Here is a 16008-nt window from a genome sequence, read left to right as displayed (position 1 = left end):
CGAAACGCGAGGTGGGACGGTGCGGGGCGCGGCCAGGCAGGCGGGCGGACGCCGCAACAAGCGGCCGGCGTCAAAGGCCAACGGCCAATGCCCGGCGGGCAGGGCTCAGCCGTCAGCCGGCGTCGGTGTTCCGGGCGGCCAGCAGATAGCCCAGTTCGAGCGCGGTGGAATCGACGCGCCGGTCCGGATGCGCGAAGTCGACCACCGCCAGCTGCGCCCGGCCGAAGAGCTCGTCCCAGAACGCGCGCTTCTCCAGCCGCTGTTCGGTGATGACATGCAGCAGGAAGTACGGGTTGTAGTACGAGAGCCCGAGCGCGTGGGCCATGGTGCCCGGATCGTCAAGCTGGTGGTCCACCTCGATGACCAGCCAGTGGGCGCCCGGGTGGTTCTCCATGGTCTTGCGCAGCAGCTCCTCGACCGCCGCCTCGCTCTCCTGCTCCAGCATCTCCTGCAGTACGAAGGCGGTCAGGAAGCAGATGGCGCCGTCGGTGGGCAGTTCGAGGCTCGCGGCGTCGGCCGCCCGGCCCCGGTGGATGGTGATCCGGTCGGACAGTCCCTCGGCCTCGACGCGCTCGGCCGCCAGCCGGCTGCCCACCTCGTCGGGCTCGATGCCCACACCGCGCAGGCCGGGACGCCGGCGGACCAGCTCGGTCAGGAACGCCGCGTCCCCGCAGCCGAGGTCGACCACGGTGAGGCCTTCGCCGGGCAGTGTGTCCAGCAGCCGGTCGGCCAGCGGCAGCGCGTCGAACATGCTCATCCCGCACGATCCGGCGCCCACCTTGGCGCCGTCACGGCTCGCGAACGGAGCGCCCTTCTTCAGTACGTCGCCGAGCTGGCCGAACGTCTGCGCGTACCCGCCGACCAGAAGCGTGTACCAGGGCTGGAACGGCGCGAGGGCCGCCGCCTTGTCGGTGAGATGCCAGCCTTCGTCCGCGCCTCCGGTCCGCCGGGCGAGATAGCCCTCGTTGGCGAGGTAGAGGCAGAGACCGGCGAACCGCTCGGCGTCGAATCCGTGCCGTTCGGCGAGGGCGGCGGAGGTGAGGCCGGGCTCCGCGGTGAGCGTCTCGTACACTCCGCTGTCCATCACGGTGTACAGCGCGTGGGCGAGCGCGAGTTGGCGGATGGGCTGGATCGCCTCGACCAGCCGGTGCTCGAAGTCGGTCGGTACGGCGGTGGCGTCGTTCATGAAACGTTCTCCAACGTGCTGGTGGCGAGGTCGGGAGCGGGGGACGTGGTGTGCGGCGGTGTGTGCGCGGGATCGATCGCGCTCAGCTCGTGGACGAGCCGATCGAGGTCATCGAGGGTGCCGACGGAGATACGCAGCCATCCGGGCAGGCCGAGCGGCCCGCAGTCCTTTATCCATACGTCCCGGTCGGCCAGTCGCCCGGCGACGTCGGCCGAGGACAGTCCGTCCCGGCAGCGGGCGACGACGAAGTTGGTGTGCGTGTCGCGCACCTCGGCGAACACCGGGTGCGCGCCGAGCACTTCGACGTACCGAGGACGGTCCGCCAGCACCTGGGCACACAGCCGCAGCCGGTGCCCGGGATCTTCGAGGGAACCGGCCAGGGCGTGCAGAGCGATGGAGTTGACGGAGTGGAAGCGCTGCCGGGACCGCAGCCGGGAGATGAGCCCGGGCGCGCCGATCAGCGCGCCGAGCCGTACACCGGCCAGGCCGTGGCTCTTGGAGAAGCTGCGGAACAGCAGCAGCCCGGGATGGCTGCCGAGTGGATACGGATCGGTCAGCACACCGCGTACGTCCGGTGCGGCGAAGTCGGCGTATGTCGTGTCGAGGAAGGCCACCTCCGCGCCGGCGACCGCCGCGTCGACCCACTCGGAACGGAACAGATGGCCGGTCGGGTTGTGCGGCTGGGCGAGGAACAGCGCGCTCCCATGGCCGAGTTCGGCGGGATCGAGTACGGGTTCCCACTGCTCGTCCAGCGGGATCGCCCGAGCCGTACGACCGAGCACCAGGGCCCGGTCCAGATAGCCGTCGAAGCCGGGCGAGACGAAATACGCGGTGTCGACCAGGGACAGCGCGAGGTCGACGGCCTCGTCCACACCGTTCGTCAGGAGTACGGACTCCGCCTCCACGCCGTTCTCCCGGGCAACGGCCTCGGTCACCTCACCCAGCAGCCCGCGCGGATACCGGTGCAGTTCGCCCGCGCCCGCGACGACACGGGCGACCGCCGCCGGAGAGGGACCTGTGGCGCACTCGTTCCAGTCGAGACGGAGACCGGAGGTCCCTCCGTGAACAGCGCTTTGCATACTCATTCCGTCCCATGGGGGTATTTCCGCAGCCACCGGAGAGTTTCGGCTCCAGGTGAACTCCCCTGCGGGGACGGATGAATTGACGACCACGGCACGAAGATCAAATGTTTCGGCCGAGTGCCGGTGTCAACGCCCGGTCAGTTTTTCCTCGTTGAGGACAAAGTATGGACGGTCCGGTGCGCCGTCCCTACTCTGGTCGTCGTTCTCGCGCAGAAGTCTGCGTGGAGCGCGGCGGAACTCCGCCACCGCACCGCCGGTACGTGTACGAACTCCACTCCGCGGACGCGGGCCGCCCAGGCCCCGCCCACTCGCAGCACACCAGCAGGAGGACGAGTGCAGCCACACGAGTACCAGAGCGCCCGACACAGCCGACGCGGACCACGGACCATCACCGGTTTACTCCTCGCCGCCCTCATCACCGGAGGTCTCGCCGCGCCCGCGGCCGGCGCCGGGACGAGCGCCTCCGCGGAGACGAGAGCCGCGGCGGAGTCGAGGGCTCCCGCGGAACTGCCGCCTCAGGAACCCGGCGTCACCCTCCGCGTCTTCGACGTCCAGTCGCCGCTCAGCGAGCTCTGCGACCTGAAGCCGGCCCAGACGCCCAATGTCGACAAGCTGATTCCCACGGTCGACTGGTCCTCCACCGAGGGCTTCGGCTTCACCGACAACTTCATGTCGCAGATCATCGGCAACGTCGAGATCCCCGCCGACGGCACATACGCCTTCCGTCTGATCAGCGATGACGGCTCCCGTCTCCTCATCGGCGACCAGCAGGTCATCGACCACGACGGACTGCACGGCGCCGAGCCCAAGGACGGCGAGATCACTCTCACCTCCGGCTACCACGCGCTCCACATCGATCACTTCGACCGTGGCGGCGAGCAGCAGGTGACGCTCCAGTGGAAGCCGCCGGGCGCCACCGAATTCACTCTCGTCCCGAACTCCGTGCTCAGCACCGACGCCGGCGTGGTCCGTGTCACCGCTCCCGGCCGCAAGGAGTGCGAGGGCCGCTACGACACGCCGGGCGACGGCCTCCCGCTGACATCCGTCAATCCCGGCTACACGCTGAGCGATCTGCGTCCCGAGGGCTTCGAGCCGCAGGTCTCCGCCATGGACTGGCTGCCGGACGGCCGGCTCGCCGTCACGACCTGGGGCGGCAGTGACAACACCGTAGGAGAGGTCTACCTCCTCGACGGTGTCACGGGTGACACCGGACCGGAGAAGGTCACGTACAAGAAGATCGCCGACGGGCTGAAAGAGCCGATGGGCATCAAATACGTCGACGGAAAGCTGTATGTGTCGGAGAAACACCAGCTGACCGAGCTGACCGACACCGATGGCGACGACATCACCGACACCACCCGCAAGGTCGCGTCCTGGCCGTACGGAGGCAACTTCCATGAATTCGCCTTCGGGCTGCTCTACAAAGGCGGAGACTTCTATCTGAATCTCTCGGTCGCCATCAACTACGGTGGCGCGACGACCGATCCGCAGCCGGCCGCGAACCGTGGCACCACCCTCAAGGTCAACAGGAAGACCGGAAAGGTCACTTATCTGGCGGGCGGTCTCCGTACGCCGAACGGGATCGGGTGGGGCCCGGAGGGCGAGCTCTTCGTCACCGACAACCAGGGCGGCTGGCTGCCCGCCTCCAAGCTCGTCCAGGTGAAACAGGGCCGGTTCTTCAACCACTACACCAATCCGGACGGGCCGTTCGACGACCGCGCGGCCACCAAGCCGGTGCTCTGGCTGCCGCAGAACGAGATCGCGAACTCGCCGAGCACACCGATGGTGGTCAAGAAGGGCATCTTCGCCGGTCAGATGCTCTTCGGCGATGTCACCTACGGCGGAATCCAGCGCGCCGATCTGGAGAAGGTGGACGGCGAGTACCAGGGCGCGGTGTTCCGCCATACGCAGGGCCTGGAGGCCGGTATCACCCGTATCAGCACGGGACCGGACGGTGCGATCTACGCCGGCGGCCTCGGCGCGGACGGGAACTGGGGCCAGGAAGGGAAACTCCGCTTCGGCCTTCAGAAACTCGCTCCGAACGGCACGAACGTCTTCGACATCAAGACCATGCGCGCCACCCGCGACGGCTTCGAACTCACCTATACGAAGCCTCTGTCGGAGGAGACCGCCGCCACCTTGACGAGCGGAGGCTACTCCGTGGAGCAGTGGCGCTACGTTCCCACGCCGGCGTACGGCGGTCCCAAGGTGGACGAGGAGAGCCTGCCCGTAGCGAACGCCCGGATTTCCAAGGACCGCCGTACGGTCCGGCTCTCCATCCCCGGGCTGAAGACCGACCGGGTGGTGCATGTGCGCTCGCCGCGCCCGTTCGCCTCGGCCGACGGCGAGCAACTGTGGTCCACCGAGGCCTGGTACACCCTGAACGCGCGGCCAGGACCCGAGGAGCCCGTCACGTCGTACGACGCCGAGTCCGCGCGTCTTTCCGGCGGCGCGGACATCGACACCGAGCACGCCGGCTACACGGGCGGCGGCTTTGTCGACGGCTTCGGCACCCAGGGCGCCACCGCCACCTTCGAGGTAGAGGTCCCGGCCAAGGGCACCTACGACGTGGGTCTGCGCTACGCCAACGGCCCTCATCCCTTCACCGGCACCAAGACGATCGGCGCAGGCGTCAACGGCGAGCAGACGCGGCAGATCAGCCTTCCTTCCACCGGCGCCTGGAACCGCTGGTCCACGCAGACTGAACGGTTCGACCTGCGCAAAGGCCGTAACACCATCACGTACACCTACCGGCCCGAGGACACCGGCCATGTCAACCTCGACATGATCGAGGTACGCCGGCTCGGCAGCCGTATCGACCTGTTCTCCGGCGGCAGCATCTCCTCCGCCTGGCAGCACACCGACGGCCGCGGTGTCGAATGGCCGCGCACCGCCGAGAACTCCGTCGAGGTGTGCTGCGGCGACATCCGCACCAAGCAGTCCTTCGGCGACTTCAGGCTGCACGCCGAGTTCCGGGTGCCGAAGCTGCCGCCGGACGTCACCGGCCAGGACCGCGGCAACAGCGGTATCTATCTCCAGGAGCGGTACGAGATCCAGATCCTGGACTCGTTCGGTGTGGAAAAACTCGCCGCGAACGAGGCCGCGTCGATCTACAACAAGAAGGCCGCGGACCTGAACGCCGGCACCGCGCCCGAGACCTGGCAGACGTACGACATCGTCTTCCGCGCGGCCCGTTTCGACGCCGCGGGGAACAAGACGGAGGACGCCAGAATCACCGTGGTGTGGAACGGCACAAAGGTTCACGACAACGTGGCCGTGGACGGCCCGACCGGCAGCGGTGACGCCGAATCGGCCGCGACGGGAGCGATCCGGCTCCAGGACCACGGCAACAAGGTCCGCTTCAGGAACCTGTGGATCGAACCGCTGGACTGACGTGGACTGACCTGAACCGGCTCGGACCGACCTGACCTGGGCCGACCGTCGCGTGGGCGATGGCCGGCCCGGTCAGGCCATCGCCCGCGCCAGTCTGCGGTCCACCTGGGACGGTGACATGGCCTGCTCGGCCGCGAGTATCCCGGCGCCGATGACCGCGGCGTTCTCGCCCGTACGGCTCGGCTCGATCCGCAGCACCCGGGTGGCCAGCGGATGCGAGCGCCGGTACACCGCCTCCCGTACTCCGGCGAGGAGTTGGTCGTGCACGGCGGCCAGGGCGCCGCCGAGCACCACCGTGTCCGGATTGAAGAAGTTCACCAGTCCCGCCAGGACCTCGCCGACGGCCCGGCCCGCTTCACGCACCATGCGTACGGCGTCCCGGTTGCCGGAGGTCACCAGCCGCACCACATCGCTGCCCGAGGCCGCGTCCAGCCCGAGACCGGCCAGTTTCGCCGCGAGCGCGGCCCCGCCCGCCACCGCCTCCAGACAGCCGGTATTGCCGCACCGGCACGGCTCCGTCTGGTCCCCGACCTGGATATGTCCGATGTCGCCGGCGCTGCCCTGGGCGCCGCGGTGGAGCCGGCCGTCGGCCACGATGCCGCAGCCGATGCCCGTACCGACCTTGATGTAGAGGAGAAAGCGGGTGTCGGGAAACGCGCGGCGCTGCTCGGCCAGCGCCATCACATTCACATCGTTGTCGACCAGCGCCCGCACTCCGAAGCGCGAGGCGAAGAAGTCCGGGATCGGATACTGGTGCCAGCCCGGCATGATCGGCGGATCGATGGGACGGCCGGTCGAGAACTCGACAGGTCCCGGTACGCCGACACCGATCGAGCGCAGCGTCCGCGGATCCCGTCCCGTCTCCTTCAGCAGCGCCTGGAGCGCCCGCTCCACCCGGCGCAGTACCGATTCCGGACCGTCCGCGATCGACAGCGGCTCCTTGTGCGTGGCCAGCATCGCTCCCGCGATGTCCGTCAGAGCCACCGCGCAGTGCGAGGCACCGAGGTCCACACCGGCCACCAGGTGTCCGGCGGTGCGCAGTTGGAGCCGGCGCGGCGGGCGGCCTCCGGTCGAGTCGCCGGGCGCCGGGGCCGATTCATCGACCAGGCCGTGCGCGATCAGGGCGTCCACCCGCTGGGAGACCGTGGAGCGGGCCAGCCCGGTGATCCGCGCGATGTCCGCGCGCGTCGTCACGGCTCCGGAACTGATCAGCGCCAGCACCTCGCCGGGCGAGTGGGCGGCGGAACCGCTGTGAGCGGAACCGCTGTGATCCGACGGCACAGGCATGACAGTCACCCTAGGGACGACTTTCGCTGCTCACAAGGCGTCCGCTGTTCGTCTGCCGTCCTAAGTCACCGTCAACTCCCTTGGGAATACTGCCTCTTGGACTCTTGACAGGCCAAAGGTGAGTCACAACTCTGCACAGCAGACCGCTGACCGAGGAGCCGGCCGATGCTGACCATGCAAGGCGTGTCCAAGAGCTTCCTGGGAGTACGGGTGCTCCACGATGTGGACCTCGACCTCGAACCGGGTGAAGTCCACGCCCTGGTGGGCGAGAACGGCGCCGGCAAGTCCACCTTGATGAAGATCCTCGCCGGCGAGCACGTCCCCGACTCCGGCGCCATCACGATCGACGGCACCGCGCACACCTTCACGCACCCGGCGCAGGCGCAGGCCGCCGGAATCGGCATCATCCACCAGGAGTTCGCGCTCCTTCCGCACCGCACCGTCGCCGAGAACGTCTTCCTCGGCCGTGAACCGGTCCGCCGTGGACTCGTGGACCGCAAGGCCATGGAGCGCCGCACCGGTGAGCTCCTCGCCGAGATCGACGAAACCGGTATCACCGCGCGTATGCTTGTCAGGGACCTGACAGTTGCACGCAGGCAGACCGTCGAGATCGCCAAGGCCCTCGCCTCCGATGTCCGGATCCTTGTCATGGACGAACCCACCGCGCCTCTCGCCGACCACGAGAGCGAACTCCTCGCGGCGCTCGTACGCCGACTCACCGCGCGCGGCCTCGGCGTTCTCTATATCTCGCACCGCCTGCCGGAGGTCTTCGGCCTCGCGCGGCGTATCACCATCCTCAAGGACGGCCACCGCGTCACCACACTGCGTACCGCCGACACCGACGCCGGCCAGGTGGTACGGAGCATGGTCGGGCGGGAGCTGACCGCCTACTATCCGCCGCGTGCCCGCCCGGAGGAGATCGGAGCGGAGCGGCTCACGGTCACCGGCGGCGGCAATGCCCGCATCCATGACATCGACCTGACCCTGCGGGCGGGAGAGGTCGTCGGCGTCGCCGGCCTCCAGGGATCCGGACGGACGTCACTGGCGCGCGCCCTGTTCGGCGCGGCTCCCTTCACCACGGGCACCATGACCGTCGGCGGCAGCCCGCTGCGGCCCCGCCGCCCGCGCCAGGCCATCCGCGCCGGTGTCGCGCTGGTCACCGAGGACCGCAAGACGGAGGGCCTCGCGCTGCACCAGTCCGTGCGGGACAACGCGCTGCTCGTCACCCGGGCCGTCCCTCCGCGCGGCGGACCGCCGACAGGCCGGGAGATCACGGCGCTCCTCGAACGCGTACGCCTCCAGGCCCGTGGCGAGGACCAGCAGGCGCTGTATCTCTCGGGCGGCAACCAGCAGAAGGTCGTCATCGCCAAGTGGCTCGCGGCCCGGCCCCAGGTACTCCTGTTCGACGAGCCGACACGCGGTGTCGACATCGGCGCCAAGGCCGCCATCCACACGCTCGTACGGGAACTCGCCCGTGAAGGACTCGCCGTACTGATCATCTCCTCCGAACTCCCCGAGCTGATCGGTATGAGCGACCGGATCCTGGTGATGTCCGAGGGCCGTCTCGTGGGCGAGTTACCCGCCGGCGCGGACGAGGAGAGCATCATGCGGCTCGCCACCGGTGGCCGCCGCGGCGGACAGGAGGACGCCGCGTGACCGCGACCGATCCCAGGCCGCTCGCCGCGCCCCGAGCCGCCGCCCGCCCGCGCCGGTCACGGCTCGGCGATCCCGTCGTCGGAGTCTGGCTCGCGGCGCTGTCCGTCACCGTCCTCGGCTGGATCGTCGTCGCCGCCCGCGGCGGAGACTTCCTCACCACCACCAATGTGGTCACGATCCTCCAGAACAGCGTCGCGCTCGGCCTCGTCGCCGTCGGCCAGTCCGCCGTCATCCTCACCGGCTCGCTGGACCTGTCGGTCGCCTATCTCATCAGCCTCGGCACACTCGTCGCCGCCGAGACCATGGCGAGCGGCGGCGTCGTGACGGCCGTGATCGCCGTCCTCGCCCTGTCGGCCGCCGTCGGGCTTGCCAACGGACTTGTCGTCACCGGCTTGAAGGTCAACGCGTTCATCGCGACGCTGGGCACGGCGTTCATCCTGCGCGGCTGGATCGAGGACAACTACACCGGGCCCGCCGGGAAGGTACCGGCCTCCTTCCAGCATCTCGGCTACGACCGCGTCGGTCCGGTGCCCGTCTCGGTGTTCCTCCTCGCGGCGGTGGCCGGCGCGGTGTGGTTCATCACCCGCCGTACCCGTCTGGGCCATCACATGTACGCGACCGGCGGCGACGAGCACACCGCCCGGCTCTCGGGCGTCCGCACCCGCCGTACCGTCGTCGTCGCGCATGTCATCTGCTCGCTGTGCGTCGGCGCGGCGGCGCTCTTCCTCGCGGCGCGCCTCGGCGCGGGAGCGCCCTGGGCGGGTACGGAAGCCCGCTACGACCTCGAATCGATCGCCGCGGTGGTCCTCGGCGGCACCGCGCTGGCCGGCGGTCGCGGCGGAGTGGCGGGAACGCTCGGCGGTGTTCTCGTCCTCGCCGTTCTCGACAGTGTCTTCAACCAGCTCGCCGTCGACCCGTTCTTCAAGAACGTGCTCCGCGGTGTCGTCATCATCGCGGCCGTGGCCGTCTACGCCCGGCCCCGCCGTGCCACGAAGGGAGCGCCGACCGCATGACCACGGCAACCGTCACCCACCACGGCAGGCGTGTCGTACGGGCGCTGGGCACCGGCGCCCCCGTCTACGTACTCCTCGCCGTGCTACTGGCCGCGCTGGCTTTCACCGATCCGGGCTTCTACGAGCCCGACCGCTTCCTCTCCTTCGTCAAACGCGCCGCGCCTCTCGTGATCCTCGCCGCCGGCCAGTATCTGGTCATCGTCTGCGGCGAGTTCGACCTGTCCGTGGGAGCGGTCGTCACCGCGGGTGTCGTGGTCGCCGCCGAACTGTACGCCTCGTTCCCGGATGCGCCCTGGCCGCTCGTCACCGCCCTGCTGCTCGTCGCGGGCGGAGCGGCCGGCCTTGTCAACGGGCTGATCACCACGGCCCTGCGTGTGCCGTCGTTCATCACCACGCTCGGCATGATGCTGATCCTCGAAGGCGCGGTCTTCTTCTGGACCGGCGGCTCTCCGCAGGGCGCCCTGCCGGCCGCCTTCCGCCAGCTCGGGCGCGGCTCCGCGTTCGGCTGGCTGCCCTGGGCGGTGATCGTCTGTCTTGTCGCCGGCGCCGCCGCCGTGCTGCTGATGCGCTCGGACTTCGGCCGTACGCTCCTCGCCACCGGCGACAGCGAACGCGCCGCGGCCCTCGCCGGAGTGCGTGTCGCCCGGGCCCGGATCATCGCCTTCGTCCTCTCCGGGATCGCCGCGGCGACCGCCGCGGTCCTCGTCGGCGGCTTCTCGGGCGTCTCCGCCCAGGCCGGCAGAGGCTATGAGTTCGAGGCCATCACGGCCGTGGTCCTCGGCGGAGTCGTACTCGGCGGCGGGCGCGGCTCCATCGTCGCCGCCATGGCCGGCGCCTTCTCGTTGCAGGCGCTGTTCACCCTGCTCAATCTCCAGGGCGTCTCCGGCGCGCTGGAGTCCACCGTCCAAGGATGCATCGTCATCGCCGCCGTCGGGCTGGGAGCCGCCGACTGGTCCCGGCTGCGCCGCCGACGTACGAACCCCTCGGAAGGACAACCGTTATGACAGCGTCCCGCCCTCCGCGCGGAAGGCCGCTCCGCGTCCGCGCCCTCACCTCGGCCGCCGCCGCCCTGCTCGCGACGGGCCTCCTCGCGTCCTGTACGAGCGACACACCACCGGACACACCAGCCGCCACCGGCGGCTCTTCCGCCACGGCGGACGGATCGGGCGGCGGAAAGCGGTCGGAGTTCTTCGAACAGGCCGAGTACGAGCGTCAGTTGGCCCTCGCGAAGGAGAAGCCGCAGGGACCCGCCGACAAGCCGTGGGAACAGATGCTCAGCCCGGAGTTCATCGACACCGCGCGATACAAGAAGGAGAAGGCGGGCGGTGTCCACCTCTGCTTCTCCAACGCCGGTGTCTTCAATCCCTGGCGCCAGGTCGGCCTGAAGAACATGAAGGCGGAGGTCGGGCTGCACGAGGAGATCACCGAGTTCACCGTCCTCGACGCGCAGGGCAAGGACGACAAGCAGATCTCCGACATCCAGGAGCTCACCGGCAAGGGCTGCGACGCCCTGATCGTCTCCCCGAACACCACCGCCACGCTCACTCCCGCCGTCGAGCAGGCCTGCGCCGAGGTGCCGGTCATCGTCTTCGACCGCGGTGTGGAGACGGACTGCGCGGTCACCTTCATCAATCCGGTCGGCGGCTACGCGTACGGCGCGGTCGCCGCCGACTTCCTCGTCGAGAAGGTCAGGCCCGGAGGCAAGATCCTCGCCCTGCGTATCTCGCCCGGTGTGGATGTGCTGGAGACCCGCTGGTCGGCCGCGGAGGTCGCCTTCGACAAGAGTGAACTCGACGTCGTGGACGTGAAGTTCACCGATGGTGATCCGGCCAGGACCAAGGCGGTCGTCAGCGACGCGCTGACGCGGCACGGCTCCGTCGACGGTGTGTGGATGGACTCCGGCGCGACCGCCGTGGCCGCGGTGGAGGCGTTCGAGGACGCGGGCCAGGACGTACCGCCCATCACCGGTGAGGACCAGCAGGACTTCCTCCAGGCGTGGAAGGACAAGAAGCTCACCGCGATCGCTCCGGCGTATCCGACCTTCCAGTGGCGTACACCGGTCATAGCCGCTCTGAAGATCCTTCAAGGGCAGCAGGTCCCCAAGGAGTGGAAGCTCCCGCAGCCCTCCGTCACCGAGGACAATCTTGACGAGTATCTCCAGCCAGGCATGCCGCCACTGCACTACGCGATGTGCGGCTGTGCCGGTCTGCCCGGGTTCCCCGAGGCATGGGGAGGCAAGGGATGACGCGGTTCCCGCTCGGCGCCAATCCGTGGATCTGGCACTCTCCCGTCGGGAACGCCGCCCTCGCCGAGGTCCTGCCGAGGCTGGCCGGCTGGGGTTTCGACTGTGTGGAACTGCCGCTGGAGCAGGCCGACGACTGGGATCCCGCGGCCACCGCCAAACTGCTGGAGACGACCGGGCTCGCTCCGGCGGCCGTGATCGCGGTCATGCCGCCCGGACGGAATCTCGTACGGACCGATCCCGGCACCGTACGGGCCACCCAGGACTATCTGCTGCGGTGTGTCGACGCGGCTCACGCGGTGGCGGCTCCGGTCGTCGCCGGCCCGGTGTACACGGCCGTCGGGCGTACGTGGCGGATGACCGCCGCGGAACGGGCTGGCGCCTGCGCAGAGTTGAGGGAGAACCTCGCGCCCGTCGTCGGCCACGCGCGCGCCGCGGGAGTACGGATCGGCGTCGAACCGCTCAACCGGTACGAGACCTCCCTGTTCAACACCGTCGGCCAGACTCTCGCGGCCCTCGACGGCCTCGACGCCTCGGTCATCGGTATCGCTCTCGACACGTACCACCAGAACATCGAGGAGCGCGGTCTGCCCGCCGCCGTCCACGAGGCCGGCTCCCGTATCGTCCACGTCCAGGTGTGTGCCAACGACCGTGGCACTCCCGGTGCCGACCATCTCGACTGGGCCGGCTTTCTCACCGCGCTGGACGTGAGCGACTACCGAGGTGCTCTGTGCATCGAGTCGTTCACCGCGCACAACGACGCGATCGCCGTCGCCGCGTCCGTCTGGCGCCCTCTCGCTCCCACTCAGGACGGGATCGCCACCGAGGGCCTCGCCTTCCTCCGACGGGCTCTCGACGCCCACTGATCGGTAACTGCCTTGATCGGTAACTGCCTTGGCCGGTAGCCGCCTTGGCCTCTGCCGTACCCGCACCCGCACCCGCACCCGCACACCGAACTCCCTCCAGAGAGGACCGGTAATGAGCCGTCATGCTCGCGGCATAAGAAGGGCGGTCGTCGCCTCGGCGAGCGCGTTACTCCTCGCGCTCGCCGCGATTCCCGCCGGCGCCGCCACCGCCGACAGCGACGAACCCGCCTTCCGTGCTCTGCTCTTCACCCGCGCCGTGGGATACGTCCACGGTTCCATCCCCGCGGGCATCGAGATGTTCGAGGAGGAAGCGGCCGAGAACGGCTTCGAGATCGTCCAGAGTGCCGATCCGGCCGTCTTCGACGACGAGACGCTGAAGGACTTCGACGCCATCGTCATGCTGCAGAACTCCGGCATGGTCTGGGACACCGACGCACAGCGCGACGCGATGGAGAGCTACGTACGCAGTGGGAAGGGCGTCGTCGCCATCCACAACACACTCGACATGGGCGTCGAGGAACAGTTCCCGTGGTGGGACGAGACCATCAACGGCGGTGTGCATATGCCGGCCCACTCCCCCGGCGTGCTCCAGGGAACGGCCAAGGTCGCCGACCGTGTCCACCCGTCCACCAAGGGCCTGCCCGAGCGCTGGGAGCGCCCGGAGGAGTGGTACAACTTCGACCGCAATCCCCGTGGCGATGTGCATGTCCTGGTCACCGCCGACGAGACTACGTACGATCCGGGCGGCTCCGCGATGGGCGCCGACCATCCCATCTCCTGGTGCCGCACCACCCAGGGCGGCAAGGTCTGGGCCACCGCGATGGGCCATGACACTCCGGCCTACAGCGAGGCCTTCTTCCGGGACCATGTGATCGGCGGACTGAAGTGGGCGGCGGGCAACGAGGCGGGCGACTGCGGCGGCACCGTCTGGAGCGGCTACGAGAAGGTCACCCTCGATGACAACACCGCCGATCCGATGGAGCTCGACGTCGCCGAGGACGACCGTGTCCTCTACATCCAGCGCAGCGGCGAAGTGAAGATCTTCGATCCCGAGGCCCACTCCACCGTCACCGCGGGCACGCTCGACGTCTACACCGGCGGCGAGGACGGTCTGATCGGCATGGAGCTCGATCCGGACTTCGCCAGGAACGGCTGGATCTACCTGTACCACTCGCCGGCCGGAGCCACACAGGACATCAACCGTCTCTCCCGCTTCACCATCAAGAACGGCACACTCGATCCGGCCAGCGAGAAGAAGCTCCTCGATGTTCCGGCGTACCGGGACCGTACCTTCCCCGAACCCGGACACACCGGCGGCGCCGTCGAGTTCGGCCCGGACGGCACCCTCTATCTCGGTGTCGGCGACGATGTTCCGCCCAACCTCGATCCCGACTGGCAGGGCTACGCGCCGATCGACTGGCGCCCGGGCAAGCAGATGCTCGACGCCGCGCGTACCGCGGGCAACACCAACGATCTGCGCGGCAAGATCCTGCGTATCAAGCCCACACGGAGCGGCGGTTACACCATCCCCAAGGGCAACCTCTTCAAGCCGGGCACCAAGAAGACCCGCCCGGAGATCTACGCGATGGGCTTCCGCAATCCGTTCCGCTTCACCGTCGACCAGAAGACCGGATACGTCCATGTGTCCGACTACGGCCCCGACCGAGGAGCCCCGGCCACCGACAGAGGGCCCGAGGGCCTCGTCGAGTACAACGTCATCAAGAAGCCGGGCAATTTCGGCTGGCCGTTCTGTCATGGCGACAACCAGGCGTACGCCCCGTACAACCCGGACACCGGTGAGGTCGGCGCCAAGTTCGACTGCGCGAACCCGACGAATCCCTCGCCCAACAACACCGGGCTCACCGATCTGCCGGATCTGACACTGCCGGAGCTCTGGTACGGCTACGGCGCCTCCGAGGAGTTCCCGGAGATGGGCTCGGGCGGCTCGGCCCCGATGAGCGGCCCGGTCTACCACTACGACCCCGCGAACCCGTCCACGACGAAGTTTCCCGCCTACTTCGAGGGAGCGAGCTTCTTCTACGAGTGGTCGCGCAACTATGTCAAGGAGATCCGGTTCGACACCGACGGAAAGCTCCTCAAGATCAACGACTTTCTGTCCTCGGTGCCGTTCAACAAGCCGATGGACATGACCTTCGGGCCCGACGGCTCGCTGTACGTCCTCGAATGGGGCAGCTCCTTCGGCGGCGGCAACAACGACTCGGGCCTGTACCGCGTCGACTACGCCCAAGGGCAGCGCATCCCGGTCGCCAAGGCCACGGCCTCCGCCACGAACGGGCCACTTCCGCTAGAAGTCGCCTTCTCCAGCGAGGGCAGCACGGACCCGGACGGTGACGCGCTGAGCTACGCGTGGGACTTCGACGGTGACGGCACCTATGACTCCACCGAGGCGGCGCCCACTCATACGTACACCACCGCCGGGGACTTCACCGCCCAGCTCAAGGTCACCGACTCCACCGGCAGATCGGGCTACGCCAATATCCCGGTCACCGCGGGCAACACCGCGCCGGAGGTGACCATCGACTTCCCGGTCAACGGCAAGCTCATCACCTTCGGGGACAGGATTCCCTACAAGGTCACGGTCACCGATCCGGAGGACGGGCCGGTCGACTGCTCCAAGGTCACGGTCAATCCGGCTCTCGGACACGACGACCACGAGCATCCGACCACCGACATCCCGGGCTGCGAAGGCACCGTCGACACCGGTGATCTGGGCGGCCATCCCGAAGGCGCGGACCTCACCTACGTACTCAACGCCAAGTACACGGACAAGGGAGCCGCGGGAGCCTCCGCTCTCACCGGCTACGGCCGCGCCGTCCTCCAGCCCAGGCACAAGCAGGCCGAGTACTACGACGCGCAGTCCGGCACCCGGGTGGTCTCGCAGGCCGGCGCCGAGAACGGCAAGCGCATCGGCGACATCAGCGACGGCGACTGGATCGCCTTCGATCCGATGAGCGTCGAGGGCATCGGCGGCGTCAGCTACACACTGTCGTCCCCGTACGGCGTCGGCGCGATCGAACTCCGCGCGGACGCTCCCGACGGCGCACTCCTCGCCACCACACCCGTCCCCAACACCGGTGGCTGGGACACCTACCGGCCCACGCCGCCCGTCCCGGTCGAGGCCCTCGCGGGCACTCACAAGCTGTATCTGGTCTTCACCTCCTCGCAGAACAATTCGTTCGACGTGGACGCGATCGAGTTCACCACCTCGTAGCCCCGCACAGCGGTACCGCACGCGTCGCGCGCCCGGTGAGCACACCGGGCG

10 protein-coding genes are annotated in these 16008 nt (G+C 68.8%); 7 read left to right on the top strand and 3 right to left on the bottom strand.

What is annotated here, in order from left to right; translation table 11 throughout:
• Positions 1–112: 112 nt before the first annotated feature.
• A complete protein-coding gene (locus ACFV6H_RS16355) occupies positions 113–1186 on the bottom strand; it encodes a methyltransferase domain-containing protein (protein ID WP_385542175.1) in 1074 nt (357 codons plus the stop codon).
• Positions 1183–2265, bottom strand: a complete 1083-nt coding sequence (locus ACFV6H_RS16350; protein ID WP_385542173.1) for a pyridoxal phosphate-dependent aminotransferase — start codon at positions 2263–2265, stop codon at positions 1183–1185. Before ACFV6H_RS16350 ends, ACFV6H_RS16355 begins: the two co-directional genes overlap by 4 nt.
• A 336-nt stretch (positions 2266–2601) precedes the next feature.
• Here ACFV6H_RS16350 and ACFV6H_RS16345 point away from each other — a divergent pair, with 336 nt between their 5' ends.
• The gene (locus ACFV6H_RS16345; RefSeq protein ID WP_385542171.1) at positions 2602–5661 is read left to right on the top strand and encodes a family 16 glycoside hydrolase; all 3060 of its coding nucleotides are present in this window, start codon (positions 2602–2604) and stop codon (positions 5659–5661) included.
• Positions 5662–5733: 72 nt separating this feature from the next.
• On the opposite strand, the gene ACFV6H_RS16340 is transcribed toward ACFV6H_RS16345, so the two are convergent.
• Complete coding sequence (locus ACFV6H_RS16340) at positions 5734–6948, bottom strand: ROK family transcriptional regulator (protein WP_385542169.1); 1215 nt, start codon at positions 6946–6948, stop codon at positions 5734–5736.
• A gap of 165 nt (positions 6949–7113) precedes the next feature.
• Between ACFV6H_RS16340 and ACFV6H_RS16335 the strand changes: the two genes are divergently transcribed.
• The 6 genes from ACFV6H_RS16335 (at position 7114) to ACFV6H_RS16310 (ending at position 15957) form a co-directional block, all read left to right on the top strand.
• Positions 7114–8604 (top strand): sugar ABC transporter ATP-binding protein, encoded by a 1491-nt coding sequence (locus ACFV6H_RS16335; protein WP_385542167.1) that lies wholly within the window; start codon positions 7114–7116, stop codon positions 8602–8604.
• On the top strand, positions 8601–9617 hold the full coding sequence (locus tag ACFV6H_RS16330) for an ABC transporter permease (protein WP_385542165.1): 1017 nt from the start codon (positions 8601–8603) through the stop codon (positions 9615–9617). Before ACFV6H_RS16335 ends, ACFV6H_RS16330 begins: the two co-directional genes overlap by 4 nt.
• Positions 9614–10621 carry an ABC transporter permease gene (locus tag ACFV6H_RS16325; RefSeq protein ID WP_385542163.1) on the top strand — a complete coding sequence of 336 codons (1008 nt, stop codon included), beginning with the start codon at positions 9614–9616 and terminating at the stop codon, positions 10619–10621. Before ACFV6H_RS16330 ends, ACFV6H_RS16325 begins: the two co-directional genes overlap by 4 nt.
• Positions 10618–11862: an ABC transporter substrate-binding protein gene (locus ACFV6H_RS16320; protein ID WP_385542161.1), complete on the top strand. Its 1245-nt coding sequence runs from the start codon at positions 10618–10620 to the stop codon at positions 11860–11862. Before ACFV6H_RS16325 ends, ACFV6H_RS16320 begins: the two co-directional genes overlap by 4 nt.
• Positions 11859–12725 (top strand): sugar phosphate isomerase/epimerase family protein, encoded by an 867-nt coding sequence (locus ACFV6H_RS16315; protein ID WP_385542159.1) that lies wholly within the window; start codon positions 11859–11861, stop codon positions 12723–12725. The genes ACFV6H_RS16320 and ACFV6H_RS16315 overlap by 4 nt, the downstream gene beginning before the upstream one ends.
• Before the next feature lie 112 nt (positions 12726–12837).
• A complete protein-coding gene (locus ACFV6H_RS16310) occupies positions 12838–15957 on the top strand; it encodes a ThuA domain-containing protein (protein ID WP_385542157.1) in 3120 nt (1039 codons plus the stop codon).
• Positions 15958–16008 lie beyond the last annotated feature (51 nt).

This window comes from Streptomyces sp. NPDC059743, from assembly GCF_042732975.1.
In the GTDB taxonomy this organism is placed as follows: Bacteria; Actinomycetota; Actinomycetes; order Streptomycetales; family Streptomycetaceae; genus Streptomyces.
The sequence above is the reverse complement of the archived record's forward strand: the minus strand, read 5'-3'. Positions and strand labels throughout refer to the sequence as shown.

What these genes read in the sequence shown, in the direction of transcription:
- ACFV6H_RS16340 (WP_385542169.1), bottom strand. Translation starts at nt 6,948, where the DNA reads ATGCCTGTGCCGTCGGATCACAGCGGTTCCGCTCACAGCGGTTCCGCC.
- ACFV6H_RS16310 (WP_385542157.1), top strand. Translation starts at nt 12,838, where the DNA reads ATGAGCCGTCATGCTCGCGGCATAAGAAGGGCGGTCGTCGCCTCGGCG.
- ACFV6H_RS16315 (WP_385542159.1), top strand. Translation starts at nt 11,859, where the DNA reads ATGACGCGGTTCCCGCTCGGCGCCAATCCGTGGATCTGGCACTCTCCC.
- ACFV6H_RS16350 (WP_385542173.1), bottom strand. Translation starts at nt 2,265, where the DNA reads ATGCAAAGCGCTGTTCACGGAGGGACCTCCGGTCTCCGTCTCGACTGG.
- ACFV6H_RS16335 (WP_385542167.1), top strand. Translation starts at nt 7,114, where the DNA reads ATGCTGACCATGCAAGGCGTGTCCAAGAGCTTCCTGGGAGTACGGGTG.
- ACFV6H_RS16355 (WP_385542175.1), bottom strand. Translation starts at nt 1,186, where the DNA reads ATGAACGACGCCACCGCCGTACCGACCGACTTCGAGCACCGGCTGGTC.
- ACFV6H_RS16320 (WP_385542161.1), top strand. Translation starts at nt 10,618, where the DNA reads ATGACAGCGTCCCGCCCTCCGCGCGGAAGGCCGCTCCGCGTCCGCGCC.
- ACFV6H_RS16325 (WP_385542163.1), top strand. Translation starts at nt 9,614, where the DNA reads ATGACCACGGCAACCGTCACCCACCACGGCAGGCGTGTCGTACGGGCG.